Annotated in this window: 11 protein-coding genes and 4 pseudogenes; 11 read left to right on the top strand and 4 right to left on the bottom strand. The window is 38.0% G+C overall.

Annotated features, from left to right (window positions below; translation table 11 throughout):
- Nucleotides 1–61 precede the first annotated feature (61 nt).
- The 3 genes from ACGF49_RS18215 (at nucleotide 62) to ACGF49_RS18225 (ending at nucleotide 970) form a co-directional block, all read left to right on the top strand.
- Nucleotides 62–319 (top strand): AbrB/MazE/SpoVT family DNA-binding domain-containing protein, encoded by a 258-nt coding sequence (locus ACGF49_RS18215; RefSeq protein ID WP_146748061.1) that lies wholly within the window; start codon nucleotides 62–64, stop codon nucleotides 317–319.
- A gap of 1 nt (nucleotide 320) precedes the next feature.
- Complete coding sequence (pemK-mt, locus tag ACGF49_RS18220; RefSeq protein WP_146747606.1) at nucleotides 321–653, top strand: type II toxin-antitoxin system toxin endoribonuclease PemK-mt; 333 nt, start codon at nucleotides 321–323, stop codon at nucleotides 651–653.
- Between the two features lie 89 nt (nucleotides 654–742).
- Nucleotides 743–970, top strand: a complete 228-nt coding sequence (locus ACGF49_RS18225; protein ID WP_011146600.1) for a hypothetical protein — start codon at nucleotides 743–745, stop codon at nucleotides 968–970.
- Here ACGF49_RS18225 and ACGF49_RS18230 read toward each other — a convergent pair.
- From ACGF49_RS18230 to ACGF49_RS18245, 4 genes and pseudogenes are all read right to left on the bottom strand, one after another.
- The gene (locus tag ACGF49_RS18230) at nucleotides 939–1163 is read right to left on the bottom strand and encodes a hypothetical protein (protein WP_041380083.1); all 225 of its coding nucleotides are present in this window, start codon (nucleotides 1161–1163) and stop codon (nucleotides 939–941) included. The two genes, ACGF49_RS18225 and ACGF49_RS18230, sit on opposite strands and share 32 nt — an antisense overlap.
- A gap of 57 nt (nucleotides 1164–1220) precedes the next feature.
- Nucleotides 1221–1529, bottom strand: a pseudogene (locus ACGF49_RS18235) (plasmid pRiA4b ORF-3 family protein); the annotation flags it as partial.
- A gap of 124 nt (nucleotides 1530–1653) precedes the next feature.
- A pseudogene (locus ACGF49_RS18240) lies at nucleotides 1654–2184 on the bottom strand (adenosine deaminase family protein); the annotation flags it as partial.
- A 103-nt stretch (nucleotides 2185–2287) separates the two neighbouring features.
- Nucleotides 2288–2407, bottom strand: a pseudogene (locus ACGF49_RS18245) (adenosine deaminase); the annotation flags it as partial.
- A 795-nt stretch (nucleotides 2408–3202) separates the two neighbouring features.
- Between ACGF49_RS18245 and ACGF49_RS18250 the strand changes: the two are divergent.
- The 8 genes and pseudogenes from ACGF49_RS18250 to ACGF49_RS18285 form a co-directional block, all read left to right on the top strand.
- The gene (locus ACGF49_RS18250) at nucleotides 3203–3853 is read left to right on the top strand and encodes a Gfo/Idh/MocA family protein (protein WP_113041394.1); all 651 of its coding nucleotides are present in this window, start codon (nucleotides 3203–3205) and stop codon (nucleotides 3851–3853) included.
- A gap of 27 nt (nucleotides 3854–3880) precedes the next feature.
- Nucleotides 3881–4342 carry a Gfo/Idh/MocA family oxidoreductase gene (locus tag ACGF49_RS18255; RefSeq protein WP_324251150.1) on the top strand — a complete coding sequence of 154 codons (462 nt, stop codon included), beginning with the start codon at nucleotides 3881–3883 and terminating at the stop codon, nucleotides 4340–4342.
- Nucleotides 4339–6294 carry a carbamoyltransferase C-terminal domain-containing protein gene (locus tag ACGF49_RS18260; protein ID WP_262978590.1) on the top strand — a complete coding sequence of 652 codons (1956 nt, stop codon included), beginning with the start codon at nucleotides 4339–4341 and terminating at the stop codon, nucleotides 6292–6294. Before ACGF49_RS18255 ends, ACGF49_RS18260 begins: the two co-directional genes overlap by 4 nt.
- Before the next feature lie 8 nt (nucleotides 6295–6302).
- A complete protein-coding gene (locus ACGF49_RS18265) occupies nucleotides 6303–7532 on the top strand; it encodes a DegT/DnrJ/EryC1/StrS aminotransferase family protein (RefSeq protein WP_113044400.1) in 1230 nt (409 codons plus the stop codon).
- Nucleotides 7514–8455, top strand: a complete 942-nt coding sequence (locus ACGF49_RS18270; RefSeq protein WP_387492173.1) for a glycosyltransferase family A protein — start codon at nucleotides 7514–7516, stop codon at nucleotides 8453–8455. The genes ACGF49_RS18265 and ACGF49_RS18270 overlap by 19 nt, the downstream gene beginning before the upstream one ends.
- Before the next feature lie 7 nt (nucleotides 8456–8462).
- Complete coding sequence (locus ACGF49_RS18275) at nucleotides 8463–9296, top strand: glycosyltransferase family 2 protein (RefSeq protein ID WP_387492176.1); 834 nt, start codon at nucleotides 8463–8465, stop codon at nucleotides 9294–9296.
- A gap of 128 nt (nucleotides 9297–9424) precedes the next feature.
- Nucleotides 9425–10510 (top strand): inositol-3-phosphate synthase, encoded by a 1086-nt coding sequence (locus ACGF49_RS18280; protein WP_387492178.1) that lies wholly within the window; start codon nucleotides 9425–9427, stop codon nucleotides 10508–10510.
- 74 nt (nucleotides 10511–10584) lie between these two features.
- Nucleotides 10585–10671, top strand: a pseudogene (locus ACGF49_RS18285) (hypothetical protein); the annotation flags it as partial.
- Nucleotides 10672–10946: the final 275 nt, after the last annotated feature.

A 10946-nucleotide genomic window follows, 5' to 3' on the forward strand; every position in this document is an offset into this window, starting at 1 on the left:
CCGCCTGGTTTATTTCCCTGTTGGATGTTATATTTATATATAACTTTTATGGAGGTGAAATATGCATACCACTCGTCTGAAGAGAGTCGGCGGTTCCGTTATGCTGACCGTTCCGCCGGCGCTGCTGAACGCACTGTCTCTGGGATCAGATAATGAAGTCGGCATGGTCATTGATAATGGTCGGCTGATAGTGGAGCCGCACAAGCGCCCACAATATTCGCTTGCTGAACTGCTGGCACAGTGCGATCCGGATGCCGAAATCAGTGCAGAAGATCGTGAATGGCTGGACGCGCCATCTGCAGGCCGGGAGGCAATCTGATATGGAGAGAGGGGAAATCTGGCTTGTCTCACTCGACCCTACCGCAGGCCATGAGCAGCAGGGAACGCGGCCGGTGCTGATTGTCACGCCAGCGGCCTTTAACCGCGTGACCCGCCTGCCTGTAGTGGTACCCGTTACCAGCGGTGGTAATTTTGTCCGTACCGCTGGCTTTGCAGTATCGCTGGACGGTGCCGGTACACGTACAACCGGCGTTGTGCGCTGCGATCAGCCGCGCACAATTGACATGGGCGCACGGGGCGGAAAGCGGCTTGAGCGTGTGCCTGCAAAAATCATGGATGACGTTCTGGCCCGACTGACCGTAATTCTTAGTTGAATCAATAACGTGAATATGTTGCCGGCATTGCCTGTTCCTGAATAGCTGCAATATACTGTATGTATAAACAATATTAGGAGGCTAATTTTATGGCGCTGGCGTTAGTTTATCCCCTGCCTTCTGATGAAGGCGACTCATTACCTTTCTTTGCCGAGTCCGTTGCGGCCGGTTTCCCAAGCCCGGCAGCCGGCTATGAAGCTAATGAACTCAACCAGCCTGCGGAAATCAGTAAATTGCCTCAAATAGACGCGTTAAGAGCAAAAGGTATACCTTTATGGATACCGATCATCCTATCGGCCACAGCCCGATCACAATAGGTTCCAGTTCCGGTGAATCAAGGTTGAGCCGACTTAATTGGCTATTAACCTTGGGCCGGTTGAATCTGACGGCATCAAGCGCCTCAACCAATGGACGGATCTCTCCGACCGTGGTCGTATCATCAGCATGAATAATCGCGTCAAGCAATGCCAGTGTCTTATCAGTTTCATCGGCTAACGTCGCGCCGGGCATTCTGTTTCCGGCCAGACAAAAAGGAGACTTCAGGTGAGAATTTTCGAGAATCGTTTCAATACGGATATCGTGAAGCCAGTGCTCGAAAAAGTTGTACTCGTAGGTAAAACGGTCACCGGCATCAAATTCAAAGTCACCCAGCGTAATTTTGTAGGGGTTATCAGGAAATCCGATCCCGCCGGAGTAGGAAATGCCGTAATTTTTGCCCTAAATACGGAATTGATGCAGATGATCATCCTGCCATCCCTGCACGATCTGAATGATATAGTGCAAAGCCGCTAAAGAAGTCTCGCCTGACAATCTGAATCGGTACCAGACCATTGGGCTGATACCTCGGAGGGCTACTTTCACAATATAAGATTTCATGGGGAGGTGTCTGATAGAATGATGTTCCTTTGCTCATTCTATCGTTGATTTAACACCGTGCACCACAGATTTTTATGGTCTCGATAATCAGGAATGGGAGATTCCATTCCTGAGCTATTTATGTTTAACGATTTGCTGCTTTCATGCGTAATGCCTGTTTTTCTGTATCACTGATAAAAGCAGTTTCCAGCCCATTTATCTGAGCCTGACGAATTTGAGCAATAGATAAACCTGCGGCAGGGGCGGCAATTTCATATTCATGGCGGATGTCGATGCCTTCAACGGCTGGATCATCGGTATTAATGGAAGCAAGAATACCTTTTTCCAGGAATTGTTTGAGTGGATGGTCCAATAAAGAATTGACGGTGCTGGTTTGAAGGTTTGAGGTTAAACAGGTTTCAATACCAATACGGTTTTCAACCAAATAATCCATCAATACGGGATCAGTAATGGCTTTTACCCCATGACCAATACGCGTGGCTCCTAATTCCCTAATGGCTTGCCAAATACTTTCAGCGCCAGCGGCTTCGCCGGCATGGATAGTTATATGCCATCCAACATCACGGGCTTTGGTAAAATGAGATTGGAAAAGATGGCCGGGAAAACCTAACTCGTCACCCGCGAGATCCAATGCAGTAATATGTTGCTGGTGAGCTAAATAACGTTTCGTAATTATGCTACACATAGCCTTCTTCAACCCATTGTTATACATAGAATTATGAGTGGTATAAGATTTAGCACTATTTTGAAATCTTATTTAGTAGGCTAGTTAATTCCTGAGTACAGGCTTGTTCACCAAAAGTTCTGCTCAAAATTCCGATAAGATGGATGTCGATACCGTTATTTTGACGGGCAGAACGGATACCATCAATAATTGCCTAATGCTATAATAGATATAACTTAGTCCATATTGTGGTTTGTGACTTTTGGCGATTGATCAGATCGCAAATATCGGACTGAGCTCCCTTCAAGTTATCTACTATTTCGAAATAATGAAATGGACACCTCTCAAAACAGGTTCCACCGAAATCAGTTTTCAATATGTTTCCTCCTATTCACACCAGTAATGGTGGTACGATAACTGTGATGGAAAATAATATGTTTAATATTTTACGCCATAAAATAATTAAATTTAATATATGGATTATAAATTAATATAATCATGGAATTGGTTTTTTTAATGAAAATGTTATCACAATTTGAAAATTGTATTTCTTAAAAATTTCATGGGTTAATTAGAGAAAACTTATAATAATTTTATGGAAATGCTTATAAGTGATTTATTATTGATAGGATATCATGTTAAATGATAGGTATAGATGTATATTTTTATAAGAAAAAGTGATTTTAATCTATGAATTGGATTTTTATTTTAAATATTTGATTGTTTTTTGAAATTTTATACTTATAATGAAGACGTATTGTAAGTGAGCTAATAAGTATTTACATTTATCTATTTCAATTATGTTGAGAAATATTAAATAGCATTTCGTAATACCGATACAGTAGTCAATTTGATTAGTGTCTGAGTAGTGGAAGTTTGATGCCTGATAAACAGCACTAATTCATGGTCTTTCTATAGCTCGTACTCCTTATTGTACAAGTCATTTTGCAAAGTGATCTACTATTTTGAAAGCTTATTTAGTGAGTATTAGTCTGAAAATGGAGGTGAGGTGAAAAAGTCAAATATTCTAATTGTTGGTTGTGGTTATGCTGCAGACTTCTATGTGTCAAATCTTAATGACTATGAGTGCCTAGATATTGTTGGTTGTGTCGATAGAGATAGCAATCGACTTGAAGCTTTCTCAAACTATCATAGTTTCGATACTTACTCTTCGGTAAGCGATGCGTTAGAAAATGTAAATGTTGACATATTGCTAAACTTGACGAATCCAGAAGAGCACTACAATGTGTCATTGGAAGCTGTGGCTAATGGAATTTCAGTATACAGTGAAAAGCCATTTACTATGGGCATTACAGAATCAAAAAAATTGCTAGAAGTTGCCAAAAATAATAACTGTATTATAACCAGTGCACCCTCCTTATTATTAAATCCCCCAATCATCAAGGTAATAGAGATATTGAGTTCTGGCGAAATTGGAGAAATACGTTTAATTAAGAGTGCTATTCATGAGGGACCAGTTCATAAAATGAACTTTGGTAGTTGGATCAGTCCTTCAGGAGCACTTTGGCCTGCAAAGAATGAATTTGAAGTTGGTTGTGGTTTTGAACATGGTTCTTATGTGATTGATCTAATTCTGGCTTTAATGGGGACGCCAGATAGCATGAGCTATAGCTCTGCCTTAATCTATCCGGATAAATAAGTTACAGATTCACCTGCCCCTGATTGGATTGATCTTACTTTGGAATATAGTGATAGTAGAAGAGCAAAAGTTGAGCTTAGCATTGTTGAAAGTGAGGATCATAGTTTTCGGGTGATTGGAGATGAAGGTGAAATAATAGTTGAAGATTTATGGATGGCGAATTCTCTAATAATTTTAAGGAAGAATAAAGAAGATAAAATCGATCGCCCAACAGAACATTTCTCTCGAAGAAAAACGATTCACCCCCACAAGATAGACAGAAGATATGATGATACTCACTTTATTGATCAAGCTACTGGAGTCTTAGACTTAGTCACTTCACTAAATTATAAATTAGAACCTTTACTTGATATTAAACGGTCTTTGGAGTCTATCAATATCATAGAAACAATAATGACGAATAGTAAATTTAGGCCGCTGACTAAAATGAATGAGACGTTATTAGATATCGAATTATTTTCATCAAGGATAAGGAGATTCTTTTTATGATAACTCTAGGGATTAGCGGTAGTTTCGAAACGTTTGAAACACCTGTTATTGGGGATATACCAAATTGGTTTGGTCATGATGCCTCTGCTGCAATTATTAAAGATGGTAAGATTGTTGCGGCTGTGGAACAAGAGCGTCTGGATAGGATTAAACACTCTAATCAGTTTCCTATTGATGCCATTGTTGAGTGCTTAAAAATAGCACAAGTTAAAATAACTGATGTTGACAAAATTGCATTTTATTTTGAAGAGTTAAATACAGACACTGGACTTGGCTTACAATATATTGAAAGAAAAAATCTCGAGGTCGAAACTTCTAGAGGTTTAATTAACAAGATACTTGTGCGTAAATTTGGTGAAGAAGTTAAAGATATCCCAATTGAATATGTACGTCATCATGATACCCACGCGATCATGGCGGCTGAAAACTCTGGCTTCGATAGTTCATTAGTTGTCACAATAGATGGAAATGGGGAAGATGAGTCTACATCAATCTACTCATATATCGATGGGGTTGTTAGAAGTATATATAGATATCCAGTTTCTTCATCACTAGGAAGATATTACCTCGATTGTATATATTTACTAGGATATGAACGATTTGATGAGTATAAGGTAATGGGGTTGGCTTCCTATGGAAAACAAAATCAATTTGATGAACTTTTCGAAGAGCTTATAAATTTTGAAGAAGGTGGAAAGGTTTCATTTAATCATACAAATATACCTGCTTACTTTTTAGATAGAGGTATTTTGCCAAGAAGAGAAAATGAATATATTTCAGAAAGTCATCAAAACTTTGCGCATTCCATACAAAAATACCTGGAAAAGATGGCATTCCATATAATATCTTTCTGGTCAAAGAAGCTAAATCAAAGAAATCTATGTCTCAGTGGTGGGGTAGCTCTAAACTGTACATTGAACGGAAAGCTCGCTTTCAGCGAATTGTTTGACAATATTTTTGTTCATCCTGCCTCACACGATGGTGGAAGTGCTGTCGGTGCAGCTATGTGTGCAATGTATCCTGACGCTAGGATTAATGGAAATAAACTCGAGAATGTTTATTTAGGACCTGATATAAATAGTAAACATGCGCTTGAAATAATAGATAGAAATCAAGATATCATAGAAATTATTAATACTGAAGATAAGTTTAAATTTCTTGCGAATGAAATTAGTAATGGCAAGATAATAGGATGGGCTAGAGGTAGAATGGAATATGGTCCAAGAGCTCTTGGTAGTCGTAGTATTCTAGCTGATCCCAGACCTATTGAATCAAAATATAGAACTAATCGAATTATTAAGCAGCGAGAGTCCTATCGCCCATTTGCACCCATGGTGTTGGTGGATGAAATTTCAGATTGGTTCCTAGTTCCAGATTGTAAAGTGAACTTGGAGTATATGGTATTTAATCTTCCAATTGTTAAGGAAAACCAACAAAAACTTGCAGCTATAACACATATAGATAATACAGCGAGAGTTCAAGCTGTTGGAGAATATAATAAGGACATCTACCAGCTAATAAAGAATTTTAAAGAAATTACAGGGGTTCCTATTTTATTAAATACCTCATTTAACGTAAATGCGGAGCCAATTGTATGTGACGCGTATGATGCTATACAATGCTTTTTACTTACAGACTTGGACTATTTGGTTGTCGGCGATTTCATTATTAAGAAAAGAATTTGTGGTGATAAGCTATACGAGTTATTGCGACCAATAAAAAAAGAGTTTGTAACTACCATCAAAAAAACTACAAATGAATCCTGTTCATATTACATCAATACAGCAACATATAGCGAACGGGTTACAGAGACAGAGTTGTCCTGTTTTGATGTCGCTGATGGCATTAAAACAATTAGTCAACTTCTATTTGATGGACGTATTCGAGAAGGCGATATCATAAGTGCCTACAAACGGTTGTTAAGCAAAAGGCTATTAAATTTGGTGTTATAGGAGGATGCATGAAACCTTTTGAGATGAATTGGCCGGTGTGCGATGTTGACCTACTAACTGATGTAGAAGGAGCACTTAGATCTACGCGTTGGACGTTGTCAGGCCAGTCTGAGACATTGCCACACTTTAGTACTCTTTTCTCAAGAAGATGGGCAGACTACATAGGTACTAAACACGCTATTCCATGTACTTCTGGAACGGCGGCGTTATCCATCGCGCTTGAAACCATTGGTATCTTGCCTGGAGATGAAGTCATAGTACCAGGTATGACTTGGGTTGCAGTTGCCCAAGTTGTATATAATCTAGGGGCTATTCCTGTTTTGACTGATATTGATCCTTTAACCGGACAAATATCAGAGAAGGCAATACGAGAGAATATTACCCAGAACACCAAAGCCATTATTTTGGTGCATGCTTATTGCGGCATGGTAGATGTGAAAAAAATTGGTTCTATTGCAAATAAATATGGTTTAAAAGTTATTGAAGATTGTTCACAAAGCCATGGGGCAACGTGGAAATCAAAGAAGGCTGGTTCTTTTTTTGACATATCTGTATTTTCTACCCAGCAATCAAAACTACTTACTAGTGGAGAAGGTGGGATTATTGCTACTAGCTCGGATGTTTACTATTCTATAATACAAAATTTGATGATGGATGGGAGAGCTAAAACTGATAGCGTAAATCCAAGAAATCTTATGGCTATTTCCGGTAATGGAGAAGTACAAGGAAGGAACTACAACATTACTGAGATGCAGTGTGCTATTTTGTTAAACGGTCTTAAAAGATTAGATGTCGAGAATGAAAAGCGACGTTTAAACGCCATGGTTCTTGATGATTGCCTTAGAAAAAATAAAATATGCAATATCCTTGACGCAGACGCAAATATTGATCAGAGAGTATATTGGCGTTGTGTCGTTGACTTCAACTGCGAAGTTAAAGGTGAACAAGCACAAGCAATATCGAACTATTTCTCAGAGAAATATCGAGTACCTTTTGAAAGGCTTGATAAACCTTTAAATAACAATCCACTCTACCAACCAAGTCGAGTTGATAGAAACAAGTATTATAGGCATTTCGAAAGACTGAATAGTATAAATTATAGGCTTCCAGGTGCTGGGAATTTTTACAATCGAACAATGGCGTTCCCTCACCAAGTGTTACTTCAGCCGAAGGATTGGATAGTTGATTTTGCAAAAGAGATAAATGAGGTTGTGCATAAATGTCAAGTTGGTTTGTGATTCCTCATTATGCAAAGAGCAAGCGAGATAATGATTATCTGGTTGAAACCTTATTTTCAATACATGCTCAGTCAACCCCAGATTGGTGCGTTGTAATAGTGGATGATAATTCAAGTTTCTATGAGCAATTGAATACCAGAATAAAAGACTACTTGCCGAACGATATAATTGATAATAGATTTCATTTTATAGTTAACGAGAAGAGGGGGGAGGTATCATCAGCAAGAAATATTGGTGTCAAATATGCTCACAAACACGGTGCCAATATCATTTTTTTTCAGGACGATGATGATATTTCGCATCCATATCGTATAGAGAAAACGTTATGTGCCGCAGAACAGATTAATCAATCAGACTTAATTATTAGCACAACCTTTACCGGAATCGATGAAAATGGTAATTCGGTTTCTCTCGAAAACTTTAGGAGTGATATGCTCGACGTCGCTGTTCAGCATAGTCGGTATACTCCAGAAGGAAGCAATAAATACCTCGATATGATAAGGCACTGTGGGTACATATTCCCGACGTCAGGCACGGCAGTCAATGTTGACTTGGCGCTTAGATGTCCATTCCCAGACTTTTCAGTTTCGGAAGATCATGTCACTTGGATGAATATGGTTGCGGGTGGGGCATTTATTAAAGTACTAGAAGATATTCCATTTAGATATAGGTTCAAAGGAGATGCTGTGCATCGTCCTGATACCTTTTTGGAAGAAAAGTATAAGAACGATATTGAAGGCTTTATAATCTCAATGAATTCATATATTGAAAAATTTGGTGCTTATTTCAATATTAATGAGGTTATTGAACAATTCCTAAACAGATTAAATAATTGCTTATCTGTACAAGGAAACTATACTCTATCAGATATGCATAATTTTAAAGCCTCTTTTCTTGAAATAAAAAGTAAGATCAAGGAGTAAAGAATTTATGATTCTAAGTATAATCATCCCTTCTTATAACAAAAAAGAAAGCCTAATGTCTTTGCTGTCTTTACTAAACAAGCAAAGCGCGGACTTTAGTGACTTCGAAGTAATAGTTGTAGATGATGGTTCTAGCGATGAGACTTGTCTCGCTGTTACTAAGCGAGTTTACAACTATAAACTCAAGTATATATATGTACCTGACGAAGGTTTTCGTGTAGCCAGAGCGAGAAATATTGGAGCTAAAAATGCAAAAGGGGAGCTACTGGCTTTTGTTGATGCCGACGTACTTTTGCCAAGCGATTTCGTTAAGAATGTGATTAAGTTCCATAGCTCTAACTCACAATCAGTTTCGATTGGAAATGTATACGGTCTGTACTCTGAAAATAAATGGGATCTAAAAGTTGACCTAGATGATGTAGACAGCACAATTAAAAGGATGAAAGAACTGGGTGTTGGCAAAGATATTCGCCAAAGCTCATACGCGAGATTCAACTATAAATTATGTTCCATGCCTGCACCTTGGGTCTTTTTATGGGGAACAATATTTAGTGTAGAAAAAGAACTCTTTGAAAAAGTGGGCTGTTTTGATGAACATTTTAAATCATGGGGTGGTGAAGATATTGATCTTGGTTTCCGGCTTCACAAAGCTAATTCTCAATTTCATTTGTTTGAGGGGATAGAAGGTATACATTTGTCTCATCCAGAGGATGATGATGCAAATTATAATACTAACTTAGAAAATAAAAAGTATATTTCTAAGAAGTATATACTCAAGATACTTCAAAGTGCATGTTTGAAAAACGATTATGTTGTTGAATTTAAATGTTTTTATATCTGACGACTCAAGCATCTTGAAGTTCATTCGGTATAGTAATGAAATGACAGATTGGCTTATAAAAGAAGAGAATATATTTAAATTAAATGATTTAATAATTTCACAAAATACTAACAAGAAGGGTTTTTAATATGATTAACGTTGCTATTGCAGGTGTTGGAAATTGCTGTTCGTCTCTCTATCAAGGGATTTATTTTCACTCAGATAGCGATCCAATAATTAATAATCTAGGTATTTCAATCAAAGATATTAATGTGAAAGCTGCATATGATGTTGATTGTAGAAAAGTTGGTTTACCAATATCAAAAGCAATTTTTGCAAAGCCCAATTGTGCAAGGGTATTCTGTACCGATTTGCCAGAAGGTCCGATCGTCGAGAAAATTGAAATTTTTGATGGTGTATCTACGTATATGAACAATCAACCTGAAGATCGTGGGTTTCGTGTTTTGAGTGATCAAAAAACAATTGATTTGGTTTCTAGTCTTAAAGAAAAAGAAATAGATATATTGATAAACTATTTACCTGTTGGCTCTCAAAAGGCTACCGAATATCTTGCTGAATGTTGTCTGGAATCTGGTGTTTCGTTGCTTAATTGTATTCCAGTTTTCATAGCGTCTGATCCGGAGTGGGACAAAAAGTTCTACGATAAAGGCATCCCTATCATAGGTGATGATATGAAGAGTCATTTAGGTGCGTCAATATTGTCGCAAGTATACCAGGAATTAGCACATTCAAGAAATCTAACTGTTGACTATCACCAGCAAATTAATATTGGCGGAAATACTGACTTTAATAATATGATGGTTCAAGAGAGATTAACATCCAAAAAAATCTCGAAAGAGAACGTTATTAGAAGTCAAAATGAAATTGCTGGAGTGGATGTTCACGAGGATTCTATTTTTGCCGGGCCATCGACTTATATACCTTATTTGAAGGATAATAAGGTTGCGCATATACGCTTGGAGCTTACCGGGTTTGGAGGAAGCAAAGTCGAAATTGATACTAAATTATCGGTGCAAGATTCTGAGAACTCAGCTGGCGTTGTGATTGACGCTATACGTTATTTGAAGATTGCTAGAGACATGGGACTAAAAGGTGCTTTAAAAGGTCCTTCAGCATGGACTCAAAAAACACCCCCTGTGCAGTTAAAAATCGAAGAAGCAATTTCTGAGTGTCAAAAACTGGTTGCCTTTGAAGTACCAAAATACATGTTTTAAGTTTGAGGGGAACTATGAGCAAACCAATTTATGTTTTAGGTTCTGGGTTATCACATGACGGATCAGCGTGCTTAATGAAGAATGGTAAGATTATCGTTGGCATTGAAAAAGAAAGGCTCACGAAGATTAAGCATGATGGATTTAATGATAATGATGCTATAAGGTATTGCTTAAACGCAGCAGGAATCACTTTTAAGGATGTAGATCTATTTGTTGAGAAATATACGGTAAATGAAAAACACAAGCCTGATGATGTAATCAAGCGTCGAGGTAGAATTATACCCGAGTACCTCCCCATTGTTAGAATTGGTCACCATATTGCGCACAGGGCACGAGCATACTTTGACTGCTATTCATCCAAAGAAAACTCTTGCCCGATAATCATCGCACCAACCCGCTTTTTTAAGCTTGTTCCTTTGGCTCGGTGCCCCGCAAT

It is taken from the genome of Photorhabdus sp. RM96S, assembly GCF_042879335.1.
In the GTDB taxonomy this organism is placed as follows: domain Bacteria; phylum Pseudomonadota; class Gammaproteobacteria; order Enterobacterales; family Enterobacteriaceae; genus Photorhabdus; species Photorhabdus kayaii.

Bases quoted from the DNA above. Each gene is read 5' to 3' on its own strand.
- ACGF49_RS18275 (WP_387492176.1), top strand. From the start codon at position 8,463: ATGATTCTAAGTATAATCATCCCTTCTTATAACAAAAAAGAAAGCCTA.
- ACGF49_RS18215 (WP_146748061.1), top strand. From the start codon at position 62: ATGCATACCACTCGTCTGAAGAGAGTCGGCGGTTCCGTTATGCTGACC.
- ACGF49_RS18270 (WP_387492173.1), top strand. From the start codon at position 7,514: ATGTCAAGTTGGTTTGTGATTCCTCATTATGCAAAGAGCAAGCGAGAT.
- pemK-mt (WP_146747606.1), top strand. From the start codon at position 321: ATGGAGAGAGGGGAAATCTGGCTTGTCTCACTCGACCCTACCGCAGGC.
- ACGF49_RS18265 (WP_113044400.1), top strand. From the start codon at position 6,303: ATGAAACCTTTTGAGATGAATTGGCCGGTGTGCGATGTTGACCTACTA.
- ACGF49_RS18280 (WP_387492178.1), top strand. From the start codon at position 9,425: ATGATTAACGTTGCTATTGCAGGTGTTGGAAATTGCTGTTCGTCTCTC.
- ACGF49_RS18225 (WP_011146600.1), top strand. From the start codon at position 743: ATGGCGCTGGCGTTAGTTTATCCCCTGCCTTCTGATGAAGGCGACTCA.
- ACGF49_RS18260 (WP_262978590.1), top strand. From the start codon at position 4,339: ATGATAACTCTAGGGATTAGCGGTAGTTTCGAAACGTTTGAAACACCT.
- ACGF49_RS18230 (WP_041380083.1), bottom strand. From the start codon at position 1,163: ATGCCCGGCGCGACGTTAGCCGATGAAACTGATAAGACACTGGCATTG.